General features: G+C 71.8%; 16 protein-coding genes and 1 riboswitch. Of the genes, 9 read left to right on the forward strand and 7 right to left on the reverse strand.

Annotated elements, in window-relative coordinates:
- Positions 1-25 precede the first annotated feature (25 nt).
- Positions 26-358 carry a hypothetical protein gene (locus tag FB157_RS21845; RefSeq protein WP_145882212.1) on the reverse strand — a complete coding sequence of 111 codons (333 nt, stop codon included), beginning with the start codon at positions 356-358 and terminating at the stop codon, positions 26-28.
- Positions 355-1,980 carry a cytochrome c oxidase subunit I gene (ctaD, locus tag FB157_RS21850; protein WP_145882214.1) on the reverse strand — a complete coding sequence of 542 codons (1,626 nt, stop codon included), beginning with the start codon at positions 1,978-1,980 and terminating at the stop codon, positions 355-357. Before ctaD ends, FB157_RS21845 begins: the two co-directional genes overlap by 4 nt.
- A gap of 106 nt (positions 1,981-2,086) precedes the next feature.
- Between ctaD and FB157_RS21855 the strand changes: the two genes are divergently transcribed.
- Both FB157_RS21855 and FB157_RS21860 read left to right on the forward strand, forming a co-directional pair.
- Positions 2,087-2,650: an RNA polymerase sigma factor gene (locus tag FB157_RS21855; protein WP_145882216.1), complete on the forward strand. Its 564-nt coding sequence runs from the start codon at positions 2,087-2,089 to the stop codon at positions 2,648-2,650.
- On the forward strand, positions 2,643-3,665 hold the full coding sequence (locus tag FB157_RS21860; RefSeq protein WP_145882218.1) for a CU044_5270 family protein: 1,023 nt from the start codon (positions 2,643-2,645) through the stop codon (positions 3,663-3,665). Before FB157_RS21855 ends, FB157_RS21860 begins: the two co-directional genes overlap by 8 nt.
- Here FB157_RS21860 and FB157_RS21865 read toward each other — a convergent pair whose 3' ends face one another.
- Both FB157_RS21865 and FB157_RS21870 read right to left on the reverse strand, forming a co-directional pair.
- Positions 3,666-4,514 carry a bifunctional 5,10-methylenetetrahydrofolate dehydrogenase/5,10-methenyltetrahydrofolate cyclohydrolase gene (locus FB157_RS21865; RefSeq protein ID WP_145882220.1) on the reverse strand — a complete coding sequence of 283 codons (849 nt, stop codon included), beginning with the start codon at positions 4,512-4,514 and terminating at the stop codon, positions 3,666-3,668.
- 23 nt (positions 4,515-4,537) lie between these two features.
- Positions 4,538-4,618: riboswitch (ZMP/ZTP riboswitch) on the reverse strand.
- Positions 4,619-4,645: 27 nt separating this feature from the next.
- Positions 4,646-5,485: a hypothetical protein gene (locus tag FB157_RS21870; protein WP_145882221.1), complete on the reverse strand. Its 840-nt coding sequence runs from the start codon at positions 5,483-5,485 to the stop codon at positions 4,646-4,648.
- A gap of 60 nt (positions 5,486-5,545) precedes the next feature.
- On the opposite strand from FB157_RS21870, the gene FB157_RS21875 reads away from it, so the two are divergent.
- A complete protein-coding gene (locus FB157_RS21875; RefSeq protein ID WP_145882223.1) occupies positions 5,546-6,091 on the forward strand; it encodes a MarR family winged helix-turn-helix transcriptional regulator in 546 nt (181 codons plus the stop codon).
- Positions 6,092-6,115: 24 nt separating this feature from the next.
- Here the strand turns inward: FB157_RS21875 and FB157_RS21880 are convergent, their stop codons facing one another.
- On the reverse strand, positions 6,116-6,481 hold the full coding sequence (locus FB157_RS21880) for a nuclear transport factor 2 family protein (RefSeq protein ID WP_145882225.1): 366 nt from the start codon (positions 6,479-6,481) through the stop codon (positions 6,116-6,118).
- Between the two features lie 171 nt (positions 6,482-6,652).
- Here FB157_RS21880 and FB157_RS21885 point away from each other — a divergent pair, with 171 nt between their 5' ends.
- The 4 genes from FB157_RS21885 to FB157_RS21900 all read left to right on the forward strand — a co-directional run bounded on the left by FB157_RS21885 (position 6,653) and on the right by FB157_RS21900 (position 9,853).
- Entirely contained in the window at positions 6,653-6,958 is a 306-nt protein-coding gene (locus FB157_RS21885) for a hypothetical protein (protein WP_145882227.1), read from the forward strand.
- Positions 6,959-7,129: 171 nt separating this feature from the next.
- On the forward strand, positions 7,130-8,215 hold the full coding sequence (locus FB157_RS21890; RefSeq protein ID WP_145882229.1) for an S-(hydroxymethyl)mycothiol dehydrogenase: 1,086 nt from the start codon (positions 7,130-7,132) through the stop codon (positions 8,213-8,215).
- A complete protein-coding gene (locus tag FB157_RS21895; RefSeq protein WP_145882231.1) occupies positions 8,215-8,844 on the forward strand; it encodes an MBL fold metallo-hydrolase in 630 nt (209 codons plus the stop codon). The genes FB157_RS21890 and FB157_RS21895 overlap by 1 nt, the downstream gene beginning before the upstream one ends.
- Positions 8,845-8,938: 94 nt before the next feature.
- Positions 8,939-9,853: an SDR family oxidoreductase gene (locus FB157_RS21900; protein ID WP_145882233.1), complete on the forward strand. Its 915-nt coding sequence runs from the start codon at positions 8,939-8,941 to the stop codon at positions 9,851-9,853.
- Positions 9,854-9,972: 119 nt separating this feature from the next.
- On the opposite strand, the gene FB157_RS21910 is transcribed toward FB157_RS21900, so the two are convergent.
- Positions 9,973-11,364: an aminotransferase class I/II-fold pyridoxal phosphate-dependent enzyme gene (locus tag FB157_RS21910; RefSeq protein WP_145882234.1), complete on the reverse strand. Its 1,392-nt coding sequence runs from the start codon at positions 11,362-11,364 to the stop codon at positions 9,973-9,975.
- A gap of 62 nt (positions 11,365-11,426) precedes the next feature.
- On the opposite strand from FB157_RS21910, the gene FB157_RS21915 reads away from it, so the two are divergent.
- Positions 11,427-12,824, forward strand: coding sequence for a PLP-dependent aminotransferase family protein (locus FB157_RS21915; RefSeq protein ID WP_145882236.1), 1,398 nt, complete (start codon positions 11,427-11,429; stop codon positions 12,822-12,824).
- Between the two features lie 174 nt (positions 12,825-12,998).
- Positions 12,999-13,694, forward strand: a complete 696-nt coding sequence (locus tag FB157_RS21920; RefSeq protein ID WP_145882238.1) for a L,D-transpeptidase — start codon at positions 12,999-13,001, stop codon at positions 13,692-13,694.
- Between the two features lie 27 nt (positions 13,695-13,721).
- Here FB157_RS21920 and FB157_RS21925 read toward each other — a convergent pair whose 3' ends face one another.
- Positions 13,722-14,924, reverse strand: coding sequence for a Gfo/Idh/MocA family protein (locus FB157_RS21925; RefSeq protein ID WP_145882240.1), 1,203 nt, complete (start codon positions 14,922-14,924; stop codon positions 13,722-13,724).
- Between the last annotated feature and the right edge of the window lie 118 nt (positions 14,925-15,042).

The following is a 15,042-nucleotide window of genomic DNA, read 5'->3' on the forward strand; positions in this document are numbered from 1 at the left end:
CCTCGACAAGATCTTCATGAGCCTTCTAGGCGGCGAGCACCAGCAGACTCGCCGCCGCCAGCAGGGCGCAGCCCAGCACGCACCAGGCCACCAGCCGCTGCCGCAGCGCCCGGTACCTGGCTTCGTACGTGTGCCGCAGCTCCTCGGCGCGTTCGGCGGTGCGCCGCCACGAGGTGCGGGTCAGGGCCAGGTACTCCGTCTCGAAGAGCCGCTCCAGGTCGTCCCGTTGGGTGTCGGTGAGCCAGCCGAGCCGGGCGGCCGCACGGGCCGCGGCCGTACGGCCCTCCTCTTGTGCGGCGGCGAGCAGCAGATGGCCCTCGATCTCCTGGACGAGCGCCCGTTCCTCTCCCGTGCTCATCGCGCGGTCAGCTCCCGCTCCTGCTGTCCCACCTGCGGATGGTGCAGGTCGAACGCCGGCGACTCGCTGCGGATCTGCGGGAGGGAGAGGAAGTTGTGCCGGGGCGGCGGGCAGGAGGTCGCCCACTCGAGCGAACGGCCGTAGCCCCAGGGGTCGTCGGTGTCGACCTTCTCGCCGTACTTGGCCGTCTTCCAGACGTTGTAGAAGAACGGCAGCATCGACGAGCCGAGCAGGAACGAGAAGACCGTCGAGACCGTGTTGAGCGTGGTGAGCCCCTCGACCGCCAGATAGTCGGGGATCCGGCGCTGCATGCCGTTCACGCCCAGCCAGTGCTGCACGAGGAACGTGCCGTGGAAGCCGATGAACAGCGTCCAGAAGGTGATCTTGCCGAGGCGCTCGTCCAGCATCCTGCCGGTCCACTTCGGCCACCAGAAGTGGAAGCCCGCGAACATCGCGAAGACCACCGTGCCGAAGATGACGTAGTGGAAGTGGGCCACGACGAAATAGGTGTCGGAGGTCGGGAAGTCCAGCGGCGGCGAGGCCAGCATCACCCCGGTCAGGCCACCGAACACGAACGTCACCAGGAAGCCCGTCACCCACAGCATCGGAGTCTCGAAGGAGAGGCTGCCGCGCCACATCGTGCCGATCCAGTTGAAGAACTTCACACCGGTCGGAACGGCGATCAGGAACGTCATGAAGGAGAAGAACGGCAGCAGCACACCGCCGGTGACGTACATGTGGTGGGCCCACACGGTCACGGACAGACCGGCGATCGCGATGGTGGCCGCGACCAGACCCATGTAGCCGAACATCGGCTTGCGGGAGAAGACCGGGATGACCTCGGAGACGATGCCGAAGAACGGCAGCGCGATGATGTACACCTCCGGGTGGCCGAAGAACCAGAAGAGGTGCTGCCAGAGCAGGGCTCCGCCGTTTGCCGCGTCGAACACATGTGCACCGAATTTACGGTCCGCCTCCAGGGCGAACAGCGCGGCCGCGAGGACCGGGAAGGCGAGCAGGACGAGCACACCGGTCAGCAGCACGTTCCACACGAAGATCGGCATGCGGAACATGGTCATGCCCGGGGCACGCATGCAGATGATCGTGGTGATGAAGTTGACCGCGCCGAGGATGGTGCCGAAGCCGGAGAAGGCCAGACCCATGATCCACATGTCGGCGCCGATGCCCGGGCTGCGGACCGCGTCCGACAGCGGGGAGTAGGCGAACCAGCCGAAGTCGGCCGCACCCTGCGGGGTGAGGAAGCCGCCCACGGCGATGGTCGAGCCGAACAGGTAGAGCCAGTAGGCGAACATGTTCAGCCGCGGGAACGCCACGTCCGGCGCGCCGATCTGCAGCGGCATGATCCAGTTCGCGAAACCGGCGAACAGCGGCGTCGCGAACATCAGCAGCATGATCGTGCCGTGCATCGTGAACGCCTGGTTGAACTGCTCGTTCGACATGATCTGCAGGCCCGGACGGGCCAGCTCGGCGCGCATCAGCAGCGCCATCACACCACCGATCAGGAAGAACGCGAACGCCGTGACCAAGTAGAGCGTTCCGATCGTCTTGTGATCGGTGGTCGTCAGCCACTGCACGGCCCTGATGTCTCTGATCCTCTTCACGCCCCGCCTGTGTCCGCGCCCGGCCCGTCGGTCACACTCGGACGGCGCGACGAGCATCACGCAAGGAGGGTGTGACGATCCGGGGGGTGCCGGACACGAACCGAACATGAGCAACGACGAGATCTTCGCCGCTGCCTATCGCGAGCACTACTGGGCGGTCAGCCGCTATGTCGCCAGGCGACTGCAGGGGCGGGCCGACGAGGTGGAGGAAGTGGTGGCGGAGGTGTTCACGGTGGCCTGGCGCCGCCGGTCCGACCTGCCCGAGGCGCCGCTGCCCTGGCTGTACGGCGTGGCACGCAACTGCCTGGCCAACGCGGTACGCGGCTACGGACGGCGGCGCCGGCTGGTGGACCGGCTGGGCAACGACGAGGCGGCGCACGGCCGGCACATCGTGGACAGCCCCGACGCGGAGGCCCCCGGCGCCTGGGTGCACGAGGCGCTGGCCCGGCTCTCCCCGGCGGACCGGGAGGTGCTCCGCCTCGCGGCATGGGAGGAACTCGACGCCGAGCAGATCGCGGTGGCCCTGGACTGCGGCAGACGGGCGGCGGTCATGCGCCTGCACCGGGCCCGGCGCCGGCTGAGAGCCGAGATCGACCGGATGCGGCCCACCGCGGCAGCCCTGCCCGCCCCCGCCGACGCGACCCTCTGCGAGGAGCACCGACATGGCTGACGAACTCGAACTCCTGCGCCGCGCCAACCCGGTGCCGGCCGACGGCCCCCACTTCGGCGACGGGCCGCTGGACCACCGCGCCGAGCGGCAGCTGGAGCGGCTGCTGCACGAGGACCGCCCAAGGCGCCGTCTCCGGCTGCTTCCTGCACTCCCCGTCCGTACCCCGCGGGCCCGGCTGGCCTGGGGCCTCGCCGCCACCGCCGTCGTCCTGGTGGTCGCGGGCAACGCCGTGCTGGGCGGGCCGAGCACACCCCGGGCCGTCGCCGCGCCGCGCCCGCTGTCCGTCCGCCTCCACTCCACGCCGGTACCCCTGAAGGAGATGGTCGCCCTGGCCGACGCGGCCGCGTCGGGCGGCTCCCCGCGCCTGCGCAGGGGCACACACGTGCAGTCGTGGAGCCTCGGCATGAGCGACGGCAAGCACCCCGTCACGGTCCCCGAGGAGCGGGTGGTGCGCTGGCGGGCGGACGACAGCCACACCGAACTCGTCGTCGCGACCGATCCGCGCAGGCCGGGCCGCCCGGTCCTCACGGACGCGGGCGACGACCCGCACGAGGTGGCGGACGGCCATGTGATCAGCCGGACCACGTACCCGCCGGCCTGGAACGACGCCCCGCCCGAGGGAACCCCGCCGCACACCGCGGCAGGGCTGCGGGCCTACCTCACCGAGATCGTCCGTCCCGAGGTGAACCGCAGCGAGGCCCCGCCCAGCACCCCCGAACTGTTCGAAGCCGTCGGGGAACTGCTCGACCACTGGACCCTGGGTGCCCGCGAGTCGGCGGCCCTCGTCCGGCTGTTCGCCGAGGCCGAGGGGCTGCGGCCGGCCGGCGAGGTGACCGACCGCCTGGGCCGCCCCGGCCACGCGTACGTGTACGACACCGGGGGCGTCCGCCGCATGCTGATCCTGGAGCCGCGCACCGGCGCCGTCCTCGGCATGGAGACCACCTTCACCCGGGCCCAGCCCGAGTACCGGGTCAAGGCCGGGGACGTCATGGAGTACCGCGCCTGGATGCGCTGATCACACCCCGAGCTGCCGGGCGGCGGCGTCCGCGGTCTGCTCCAGCAGCGTGGCGATCGTCATCGGACCGACACCGCCCGGCACCGGCGTGATCAGTGAGGCCCGCTCCACGGCGGAGTCGAAGTCGACGTCGCCGACGTTCCCCGCGTTGTAGCCCGCGTCGACGACGACCGCGCCCGGCTTGATGTCCTGGCCCCGGATGAGACGCGGCCGGCCCACGGCGGCGACCACGATGTCCGCATCGCGGACCGCGGCCGACAGGTCCCGGGTGCGCGAGTGGCAGTACGTCACGGTCGCGTCGCGGGCCAGGAGCAGCATGCCCACCGGCTTGCCGAGGATCGCGCTGCGGCCCACCACCACGGCCCGCTTCCCGGCCGGGTCGACGCCGTACTCGTCCAGCAGCCGGACGATGCCGCCGGGCGTGCAGGAGACGAAGCCCGGCAGGCCGAAGCTCATCGTGGCGAACGAGGCGAAGGTGACGCCGTCGACGTCCTTCTCCGGCGCGATCGCCTCGAACGCGGCCCGCTCGTCGATGTGGTCGCCCACCGGGTGCTGGAGCAGGATGCCGTGCACGGCCGGATCGGCCGACAACTCCCGCAGCGTGCCGACGAGTTCGGCGGTGGTCGTGGCGGCGGGCAGCGCCACGTGCCGGGACTCGATACCGGCCTTGCGGCAGCGGTTCTGCTTCATGCGGACGTAGGTGACGGACGCCGGGTCCTCGCCGACCAGCACCGTGGCCAGACAGGGCGCGCTGCCCGTCCGTTCGGTGAGATCGGCGGCCTTCTTCGCGGTCTCCTCGACGATGCGGCGGGCGAGGGCGGTGCCGTCCATGAGCCGGGCCTGTGTCATCTGCACTCCTGAGCTGGGTTGACCTTCATCGCCCAGGCGCGCGGCATGCTCCACGGGCCGCTCCCCGGTGGTGATCCACCTCAGCGCCAGTCACGGCCCGCCCACAGCCTAACCGAGAGTGCGGGCTGCGCTCAGTCCGCGTCCGTGGGCCCCGGTGCCGTGGGATCCGCCCCGGCGAGGAAGGCGTCCGCCTGCGCGGCCAGCCGGTCCGCGCCGATCGCCCCGGCCCAGCGGACGATCTCCGTCGCCAGCGCGACGGCGCCCGCCTCGTCGCCAGCGTCCCGGGCCAGCACGGCCAGCAGCAACTGCTGGGAGAGGGTGCCCGGCACCGTACCGGCCCGGGCGCCCAGCGCGGTGGCCCGCCGCCAGCGTTCCCCGGCCCGCTCGCCGTCACCGGCATCGTGGTCGTGGTCGCCGAGATGCCGCAGCGCCTCGCGGGCCAGCAGACCGTCCGCGCCGGCTTCCCCGGCGCGCAGCGCGGCCGTGTAGTGCCCGGCGGCGGTCGCCCGCTCGGCGAAGTGGTTCTCCGTGATCAGCCCCCGGTACATCGCCGCCCAGCCCCGCCGCACCTCGTCCGGGGCGCTGTCGTGCAGCTCCCGCGCCCGGTCGAGGAGCGCGGCGAGCGCCTGCGGGTCCTTGCCGTCCGGGCCGATGCGCAGGGTGCCGTCGACCAGGAGCAGCCGGCCGTAAGTGTGCCTGAGCCGGAGGAAGCCGGTGTCCCAGTCGCCGTCCGGGAACTCCTTCTCCGCCGCCTCCAGCCGCTCGGCCGCGGTGTCCGTCCCCGCGAACCAGTCACGGTCCAGAGCGACTTCGGCCGCGGCCCGGGTGATCCGCGCGCGAGCGGCGGGGTCGTCGGTGGCGGCCGCGCCGAGCAGTCGCGCGGCCTGCTCCCAGCGGGCAGTGACACTCAACTCACGTACTGCGAGGAGGAGTTCATCGATATCGACGAATGCGTGCGGTGCAGAGGTCATGCCGGGCAAGGTAATTGGGCAAAAAATGATCCACAAGAAAACCACTGCGGGAGGCAGACAGTGCAGGACTCGGTGGACCGGCACGTGGCCGTCTGGGCGCGCGAGCTGGACTGGCTGGACCCGGTCAAGGAGGCGATCGTCGCGCGGCTGGCGATCCTCGGCCGGCACACCGCACAGGCCCGCCGGGACGTGCTGGACTCCGACGGCCTCAAGTACTGGCAGTACAAGGTGCTGTTGATGCTGCGCAGGTCCGGGCCGCCGTACGAGTCGAGTCCCTCGCAGCTCGCCGAACGGCTCGGGCTGACCCGGGGAGCGCTGTCGGCGCGGCTCGGGGCCGTCGAGGAGGCCGGGCTGATCACCCGTACCCACGAGACCGGTGACCGCCGGAGGGTGCGGGTACGGCTCACCGAGGCCGGGCACGCCGCGTTCGAGGCGCATGCGGCAGCGGAGGACGCGGGTGAGGGTGCGCTGCTCGCAGCGCTGACCGAAGAAGAGCGGCGGTCACTCGCAGACCTGCTGCGGAAGCTGGTCCTGGCAGCCGAGAGCGGCCACGCGCCCGGCCCAACGTCGCCCGGGCCGAGAAGGTCCAGGTCAGCCGGGAGGTGACCTGGACCCTGGCGACCTTCCTGCCTACTCGTCCCACGCCTGGATCAGAATCTGTTCGGCGATCTTCCCGTCACGTAGAGTGATCATGGACTCGGCGAGGACACGCGTGCCGTCCTCGTACTCGCAGGACTCGGAGAAGGCGGCGCGGTCGCCCTGGATGACGCAGTGGTCCAGCTTGTGCGTCATGTCGCGGCTGTAGACGTCGTCGAGCAGCTCGGCTATCTCGCGCCGGCCGTGCAGGACCTTGGGATGACTGGGCTGGGAGTTGCGGTCGATGATGCGGATCTCGGCGTCGTCCGCGTAGAGGGCGAGCAGGGAGTTCCCTGTGTTCCCTTCTATGCCCCGGCGCAGTGTCTCGGTGTCGAAGGCGGAGCCTGTCGCAGCGCCCATGGTGACCTCCTTAAGGCACCCATGGCCCGGCGGCAACAGGCCGCACGGGCCCCACCTCCGAGACTCCTCCGCACCGGCGGCAACGGCAAGCGCAGCCGAGGCGGTCCGCCTGACGGGTGAGCGGCGGCCCGGGGCCGTGTCCGGGCGGGGCCCGCCGCCGTTGCTGAGGGCATGATCTCAACACGACGTATCGTCGCCGCCGTCGGTCTGGCCGTCGGTGTCACGGGCCTCGCCGCGCCGCTGGCGAACGCGGCCGACGCGAGCGCATCGAACTCCGGGCAGATCAACCCGATGACCATGGTGGACTCGCTCGCCGTCAGTGAACTCCCCGCGGAGCACCAGGGACAGATCCCGCGGGTCTCGGACCAGCTCCGCCCACTGAACCAGGTGAGCGAACTGCAGAAGCTGAACGAACTGCACCAGCTCACCGACCTCGTCGCGCCCGTGACCGGTCTGCTGCCCGCCGTCCAGGCCTGAGCGCCCCACGCAGCCGAGGGCCGTCCCGGCCGGGACGGCCCTCACCGCTGCCCGCCCCGGCGAAGCGGCGGCGGCCGAAAGATCCACTTCCGCCGCCGTGGTCCATGCGGTCGACGGGCCCGCGCGCGTAGGGTCGGCTCCGAAGGCACATCGAGGAAAAGGGGCCAGGCCATGGCGCAGGAAGTACGCGGCGTGATCGCACCGGGGAAGGACGAGCCCGTACGGGTCGAGACGATCGTGGTCCCGGACCCGGGGCCCGGCGAAGCCGTCGTACGCGTCCAGGCCTGCGGTGTCTGTCACACCGATCTGCACTACAAACAGGGCGGCATCTCGGACGACTTCCCCTTCCTGCTCGGCCACGAGGCCGCCGGTGTGGTGGAGTCGGTCGGCGAGGGAGTCACCGACGTGGCACCCGGTGACTTCGTGATCCTGAACTGGCGTGCCGTCTGCGGCAATTGCCGGGCCTGTCTGCGCGGCCGCCCCTGGTACTGCTTCAACACCCACAACGCGACGCAGAAGATGACCCTGACCGACGGCACGGAGCTGTCGCCGGCGCTCGGCATCGGCGCCTTCGCGGAGAAGACGCTGGTGGCGGCCGGACAGTGCACCAAGGTCGACCCGGCCGTCTCCCCGGCCGTTGCCGGGCTGCTCGGCTGCGGCGTGATGGCCGGCATCGGCGCCGCCATCAACACCGGTGGCGTCGGCCGGGGCGACTCGGTCGCCGTCATCGGCTGCGGCGGCGTCGGTGACGCGGCCATCGCCGGGTCGAACCTCGCGGGCGCGGCCCGGATCATCGCCGTGGACATCGACGACCGCAAGCTGGAGCAGGCCCGTACGCTGGGCGCCACCCACACGGTCAACTCCAAGGAGACGGATCCGGTCGAGGCCATCCGCGAGCTGACCGGCGGATTCGGCGCCGACGTCGTCATCGAGGCGGTCGGCCGGCCCGAGACGTACAAGCAGGCCTTCTACGCCCGCGACCTGGCCGGCACCGTCGTCCTCGTCGGCGTCCCCACCCCCGAGATGAAGCTGGAACTGCCGCTGCTGGACGTCTTCGGGCGCGGCGGCGCGCTCAAGTCCAGCTGGTACGGCGACTGCCTGCCCTCCCGGGACTTCCCGATGCTGATCGACCTCCACCTCCAGGGCCGTCTGCCGCTGGACGCGTTCGTCACCGAGACCATCCAGCTCGACGAGGTGGAGAAGGCGTTCGAGCGGATGCACCAGGGCGACGTGCTGCGCTCGGTGGTGGTGCTGTGATGACCGCCCGCATCGAACGTCTCGTCACCGCGGGCCGGTTCACCCTCGACGGCGGCACCTGGGACGTGGAGAACAACGTGTGGATCGTCGGCGACGATCACGAGGTGGTCGTCATCGACGCCGCCCACGACGCCGAGGCCATCGCCCGCGCCGTCGGCGACCGCCGGCTCACCGCCATCCTGTGCACCCACGCCCACAACGACCACATCGACGCGGCCCCCGCTCTCGCCGACCTCACCGGCGCCACCATCTGGCTCCACCCGGACGACCTGCCGCTGTGGAAGCTCACCCACCCCCTCCGGGACCCCGACCGCCATCTCGCCGACGGCCAGGTCATCGAGGCCGCCGGCGCCGACCTGACCGTCCTGCACACCCCGGGCCACGCCCCCGGCGCCGTCTGCCTGTACGACCCCGGGCTCGGTGTCGTCTTCAGCGGCGACACTCTCTTCCAGGGCGGCCCCGGCGCCACGGGACGCTCGTACTCCCACTTCCCGACGATCATCGAGTCCATCCGCGACCGGCTCCTCACGCTGCCGCCGGAGACCAAGGTCCTCACCGGACACGGCGACTCCACCACGATCGGCGCCGAAGCACCCCACCTGGAGGAGTGGATCGGACGCGGGCACTGACAAAACCGCACCGCTGAGAAAAGGCGACAGGAGATGTCCGGCTTTGCCGTGAGAGTGGTCGACGATGAGAGTCGAACCGCACGGGAGGTCGGACATGTCGGGGCCGCTGGAAGGCAGGGTGGCGCTGGTCGCAGGGGCGACCCGGGGCGCGGGGCGGGGCATCGCCGTGGAACTCGGCGCGGCCGGGGCCACCGTCTACGTCACCGGACGCAGCACCCGCGCCCGGCGCTCCGAGTACGACCGCCCCGAGACCGTCGAGGACACCGCCGACCTCGTCTCGGCGGCGGGCGGACACGGCATCGCCGTCCCCGTCGATCACCTGGACAAGTCCGCGGTACGGGCCCTCGTGGACCGTGTCGCGGACGAACAGGGCCGCCTGGATCTCCTGGTCAACGACATCTGGGGCGGCGAGAAGCTCTTCGAGTGGGACACACCGGTGTGGGAGCACGACCTCGACAACGGGCTCCGGCTGCTCCGGCTCGCCGTCGAAACGCACGCCGTCACCAGCCACTTCGCGCTGCCGCTCCTGCTGCGTCACCCGGGCGGCCTGGTCGTGGAGGTCACCGACGGCACCGCCGAGTACAACCGCGACACCTACCGCGTGAACCTCTTCTACGACCTCGCCAAGGCCTCCGTGCTGCGCATGGCCTTCGCGCTCGGCCACGAACTCGGCCCGCGCGGCGCCACCGCCCTCGCGCTGACACCCGGCTGGATGCGCTCGGAGATCATGCTCGACGCCTTCGGCGTACGCGAGGACAACTGGCGCGACGCCCTCGACCGCGAACCGCACTTCGCCGTGTCCGAGACCCCCCGCTTCGTCGGCCGCGCCGTCGCCGCGCTGGCCGGCGACCCCGAGGTGGCCCGCTTCAACGGGCAGTCCCTCTCCAGTGGCGGCCTCGCCCGGGAGTACGGGTTCACCGACCTCGACGGCAGCCGTCCCGACGCCTGGCGGTACCTGGTCGAGGTGCAGGACCCGGGCAAGCCGGCGGACGTGACCGGATACCGGTGAACCGCGCCTCCTCGCCTGCCGCGACGCCGCCCGGACCACCGGCACCACGCTGGTGGCCGACGGCGGCCCCACCGCCGTACAGAGCGGGTTCCGCACGGCTGTCGAACAGTCCTGAGCCGTCAGCCGGTAGCCGCCGCGAGCACGTGCAGGACCCGGTCGACGTCGGCCTCCGAGGTGCGCCAGTTGCTGAACGCGGCCCGCAGCGCGGGCACCCCGCCGTACACGGTCGGCGTCACGAAGGCCTCCCCGGACTCGGCGACCGCCCGCGCCAGCGCGGCCACCCGCTCCTGCGCCGGCTTCTCCCCGGCGAGCGTGAAGCAGACGACGTTGAGCCGGACCGGGGCCGGCAGACGCAGGCCCGGCAGGGCGTCGACACCCTCGCCCAGCCGACGGGCGAGGGCGATGTTCCGCTCGACGATCTCGCGGTGCCCGGCACGGCCGTAGGCCACCAGGGAGAACCAGGCCGGCAGGGCGCGCAGCCGCCGGGAGTTCTCCGGGGTGAGATGCAGGAAGTCAGGCTCACCGGTGGGCAGGCCCAGGTACGGCGAGGCGTTGTGGAAGACCGCCACCTGGAGGTCGCGGCGGCGGGTGAACTGGACGGCCGCGTCGTAGGGCACGTTGAGCCACTTGTGCAGGTCCACGCAGACCGAGTCGGCCGCGTCCAGCCCGTCGACCAGAGCCGCGTACTCGGGGGAGAGGGCGGCGAAGCCGCCGAACGCGGCGTCCACGTGCAGCCAGAAGTCGTGGCGCTCCTTCAGCGCGGCGATCGCCCGCAGGTCGTCGAAGTCGACGGTGTCCACGGTCCCCGCGTTCGCGACGACGATCGCGGGCCGCCCGCCGAGCTCCGCCAGCGCAGTCTCCAGCGCGGCCACGTCCACGGCCTCCCGGCCGCCCGGCAGCAGCGGGACCCGCCGCAGCCGGTCCCGGCCGATGCCCAGCACCGACAGGGCCTTCACCACGCTGGAGTGCGGACTGCCGGAGAGCACGTCGACCGGGCCGAGCGCGGCGGCGCCCGCCCGGGAGACGTCCACCCCGAGCCGCTCGCCGAGCCACTCGCGGGCGATCGCGAGACCGACGGTGTTGGACACCGTCGCCCCGGTCACGAACGCCCCGCTGTGCGCCTCGCCCAGCCCGAACAGCTCGCGCAGCCACGCCACGGTCTCCCGTTCCAGCTCCGCCGCCCAGGAGCCGACCGCCCCGGACACGTTCTGGTCGAACGCGGACGTCAGCCAGTCGCCGGCGACCGACGCGGGGGTCGCGCCGCCGGTGACGAAGCCCAGGTAGCGGGGCCCGGCCGAGCCGGAGAAGCCCGGCGCCCACCGCTCGGCGAACCGCGCGAGGGCGCCCGCGCCGCCCGCGCCGTCGTCCGGGAGGGGCGCACGCCCGGGCGGCCGGCCGGGTGCGGCGACCGGCCGCTCGGCCAGGCCCGCCACCTCGCCGGCGGCGAAGTCACGGGCGGACTGCAGGAGTTCGGGGAGCCGGGAGAGATCGCCGGCGAGTGTGGGGTGCATGAGCCGCAGCGTAGGCTCGACGCGCGCCCGTATGACTGGTCCACTTGAGCGAAACTGGACCAGTGGACACAGGTTTCGTCGCCGCGCTCGGTGACTGGAGTGCCCGGCCCGGCCCCCGCGCCCGATCCCTCGCCACGGCGGTGCGCGAGGCGGTCGTCGACGGGCGGCTCCCGGCCGGCTCCCGGCTGCCCTCGGAGCGGGAACTCGCCCGCATCCTGCACCTGAGCCGCGGCACGGTGGTTGCCGCGCTGACCCTGCTGCGCGACGACGGCTGGCTGGCCACCCGGCAGGGCAGCGGCAGCGTGGTCCGCCTGCCCGCCCGGCTCACGGAACGCACCACGCCCTGGTCCCAGGACCGGGGCGGCGCCCCGGGCGCCGACCTCGACCTCACCCTCGCCGTCACCGCCGCACCCCATGAGGCTTTCCGCACCGCCCTCGCCCATGCCGCCGAACGCGGCGCGGCCCTGCTCGTCGACTCCGGCGTCACCGGCGCCGGCCTGCCCCGCCTGCGCGAACTGCTCGCCGACCGCTACACCCGGGCCGGCCTCGCCACCCGCCCCGAGCAGATCCTCGTCACCGCGGGCGCCCAGGCGGCCCTCACCCTGCTCCTCGACCACCTCCACACCGACCGCCGCTCGCCCGTCGTGGTGGAGAACCCCACCTACCCCGGCGCCCTCGCGGTCCTGCGCGCCCGCCGCGCCCGTCTGCTGGCCGTCCCCGTCACGGCACCCGGCGGCTGGGACATCGCCCGCCTCACGGACGCCGTACGCCGCCACGGTCCCCGACTCGCCTACCTGATGCCCGACTTCCACAACCCGACCGGCGCGCACATGGACGCGGCGACGCGCCGTACGACCGCCGCACTCGCCGACCGGTACGGGATGACCGTCCTCGCCGACGAGACGATGCGCGACCTGGACCTGAGGACACCGCCCGGCACCGAACCCCACCTCGCCGGGGCCCGGGTGATCCAGATCGGCTCGGCGAGCAAGACCCTGTGGAGCGGCCTCAGGATCGGCTGGATCAGGGCGGCCGCGGAGCTCGTACGACAGCTGCGGCTGAACCCGCTCCAGGCCCAGCTCTCCCCGCCCCCGCTGGAGCAGCTCATCGCCGCCGAACTCCTCGGCGTACCGCTCCCGGACCTCCTCGCCGACCGCCGCGACCGGCTGCGCGCCCAGCGCGACCACCTCGCCGGCCTGCTCACCGCGACCGGATGGACGTACACCGTCCCGGACGGCGGCCTGACCCTGTGGGTGCGTCTCGGCGCGGGCACGAGCGCCACCGAACTCGCGGCGCGGGCCGCCGCACGCGGGCTCGCCGTGACCCCCGGCCCGCACTTCGCCGCCGACCGCACCACCCTCACCCGCCATCTGCGCCTGCCGTTCACGGCGACGAAGGAGACGCTGACGCGGGCGGTGGGCCTCCTGCGCGCGTGCTCGGGGAGTCCCGAAACTGCCTGACCCGGTCCCCGCGTGACGACGAAGCGGCGACGAAGTTCACCGTTCCGTCACAGCGTGGCCGGAACTACAACCGTCGGCTCGGCCGGCGGGTCTAGTAGGCCGAGAGCGCGGGAATCCGAAGGGGACCACCCGGGGAATCCCCGGGAACACAGGGGAGAAGGGGAAGGGGTCGGCATGGGGGACATACGCAGACGAGGTGTCGTCGCGCTCGGCGTCACCGCACTGGTGGCGCCGCTCACGCTCGCCTTCACCGCGGCACCGGCCCAGGCCGCGAGCTGCACCACGCAGACGGGGCCCTACCAGAAGCAGGTGGAGAAGTTCCTCGGCCGCCCGGTCGACGGAAAGCAGTCCACCACCGACTGCAGGGCCATCCAGGCCTTCCAGAACAAGCACGGCATCACGCCCGCCATCGGCTACGCCGGGCCCGTCACCTGGGGCGTGATGGACCTGATGAACAAGCAGAAGGCCGTCGGGAACAACCCGAACAAGGACGGCAAGTGCCCGGTGAACAAGGGCCGTATCGCCTGCGTGAACCTGTCGCTCCAGCTGAGCTGGATCCAGGACGGCGACAAGCTGGTCTACGGGCCCGTGCCGGTGCGCACCGGACGTGACAAGTACGAGACCCGTACCGGCCTGAAGAAGATCTACTGGCGGGACATCGACCACGTCTCGGACATCTACGACGTGCCGATGCCCTACAGCCAGTTCTTCGACGGCGGTCAGGCCTTCCACTCCGTCAACCTCAGCATGTGGAACCCGCCGGGCTCCCACGGCTGCGTCAACATGACCACGAAGGACGCCAAGAAGTACTGGTCGCTGCTGAGGACGGGCGACGACGTCTTCGTGTACGGCCGCAAGCCGGGCACCTGAGCCGGCCCGGGCGCCCGCTCACCGGCCTCAGTTGTCCGGCGCGTCCCCGAAGTCGGGGATCTCCAGCCGGACTCCGCCCTGCCGCGCGGACTCGTGCGCGACGATGCCCGGCAGGGTGTAGCGGGCGGCCACCCACGCGTTCACCGACGGAAGTGTGCGGGTGCCGACCGCGGTGACGAAGTCGTCCACCAGGAAGTGGTGGCTGCCCTCGTGCCCGTTGTGCAGCTGGTCGAACTCCCGCGGCAGCCGGGCGCGGTCGTGCACCGGCGCCGACCCGGAGGTGAAGGCGGCCCGCAGCTCCGGCGCGATGTGCTGCAGCGACGGATCGTCGGGCGACAGGGTCGGCTTGGGCTCCAGCAGTTCGCTGATGTCCTTCACGCCGTTCTTGTCCTGCCACAGCGCCACCGTCGCCAGCTGCTCCATGCTCGCCTCCGTCCCGAAGAACCGGAAACGGGACTCGCGGATGTGCGAGGGGTAGCCGACCCGCCGGAACTCGTTGGTACGGAACGAGCCGCCGCCCGCCACCTCGAACAGCGCGGTCGCGTTGGAGACGTCGTTGTCGAACTGGCTGACCGAACGGTCGAAGACGCCGTCACCGCGTTCGTCCCGTACGCCGATCGCCGAGACGCTCACGGCGTGCGTCCGCCAGGCGCCCAGCACCCCGCCGACCGAGTGCGTCGGGTACAGCAGCGGGGGATAGCTGGCGGTCGCCTCCCAGTTCTCCCCGCCGCTGTACCGGTAGGCGTCGTAGAAGCCGAGGTCCATGTCGTGGACGTAGTCGCCCTCGGCGTAGAACAGCCGGCCGAAGGCGCCCTCGGCGATCTGGTTGCGGGCGTGCACGGTCGCCGGGTTGTACTGGCTGGTCTCGCCCATCATGTACGTCAGACCGGTCGCCCTGACCGTGTCGATGATCGCCGCGATCTCCTCCGTGGTGATCGCCATCGGCACCGCCGAGTACACGTGCTTGCCCGCGTTCAGGCCCTGCAGGACCAGCGGGCCGTGCGTCCAGCGCTGTGTGAAGATCGCGACCGCGTCGACCGCCGGCGACTCCAGCATGGCCTCGTACGACGGGAACGTGCCCGCGAGCCCGTGTGCGGCGGCCAGCTGCTCGGCCCGCTCGGGCAGCAGGTCGGTGATGTGGACCTCGCCGACGCCGGGATGGGCCTGGAACAGCGAGGCGAACTGACCGGAGAACTGGCCGGCCCCGACGATGCCGAGGGAGAAAGTCATGCTGATTACTTTTGCTTCAGAACAATCAGAGCGTCAAGAGGGCGACCGGAGCTTACTTCTGCGGAGGGGATCCCAGTAAGGTGACGTGGTTGCTTCAACCTCAAAAGAAACGGAAGGG

This window comes from Streptomyces sp. BK340, assembly GCF_007827595.1.
Classification (GTDB): Bacteria; Actinomycetota; Actinomycetes; order Streptomycetales; family Streptomycetaceae; genus Streptomyces.

Excerpts from the sequence above, each read along its gene's own strand:
- FB157_RS21845 (WP_145882212.1), bottom strand. The coding sequence starts at position 358 with ATGAGCACGGGAGAGGAACGGGCGCTCGTCCAGGAGATCGAGGGCCAT.
- FB157_RS21855 (WP_145882216.1), top strand. The coding sequence starts at position 2,087 with ATGAGCAACGACGAGATCTTCGCCGCTGCCTATCGCGAGCACTACTGG.
- FB157_RS21860 (WP_145882218.1), top strand. The coding sequence starts at position 2,643 with ATGGCTGACGAACTCGAACTCCTGCGCCGCGCCAACCCGGTGCCGGCC.
- FB157_RS21865 (WP_145882220.1), bottom strand. The coding sequence starts at position 4,514 with ATGACACAGGCCCGGCTCATGGACGGCACCGCCCTCGCCCGCCGCATC.
- FB157_RS21870 (WP_145882221.1), bottom strand. The coding sequence starts at position 5,485 with ATGACCTCTGCACCGCACGCATTCGTCGATATCGATGAACTCCTCCTC.
- FB157_RS21880 (WP_145882225.1), bottom strand. The coding sequence starts at position 6,481 with ATGGGCGCTGCGACAGGCTCCGCCTTCGACACCGAGACACTGCGCCGG.
- FB157_RS21885 (WP_145882227.1), top strand. The coding sequence starts at position 6,653 with ATGATCTCAACACGACGTATCGTCGCCGCCGTCGGTCTGGCCGTCGGT.
- FB157_RS21890 (WP_145882229.1), top strand. The coding sequence starts at position 7,130 with ATGGCGCAGGAAGTACGCGGCGTGATCGCACCGGGGAAGGACGAGCCC.
- FB157_RS21895 (WP_145882231.1), top strand. The coding sequence starts at position 8,215 with ATGACCGCCCGCATCGAACGTCTCGTCACCGCGGGCCGGTTCACCCTC.
- FB157_RS21900 (WP_145882233.1), top strand. The coding sequence starts at position 8,939 with ATGTCGGGGCCGCTGGAAGGCAGGGTGGCGCTGGTCGCAGGGGCGACC.
- FB157_RS21910 (WP_145882234.1), bottom strand. The coding sequence starts at position 11,364 with ATGCACCCCACACTCGCCGGCGATCTCTCCCGGCTCCCCGAACTCCTG.
- FB157_RS21920 (WP_145882238.1), top strand. The coding sequence starts at position 12,999 with ATGGGGGACATACGCAGACGAGGTGTCGTCGCGCTCGGCGTCACCGCA.
- FB157_RS21925 (WP_145882240.1), bottom strand. The coding sequence starts at position 14,924 with ATGACTTTCTCCCTCGGCATCGTCGGGGCCGGCCAGTTCTCCGGTCAG.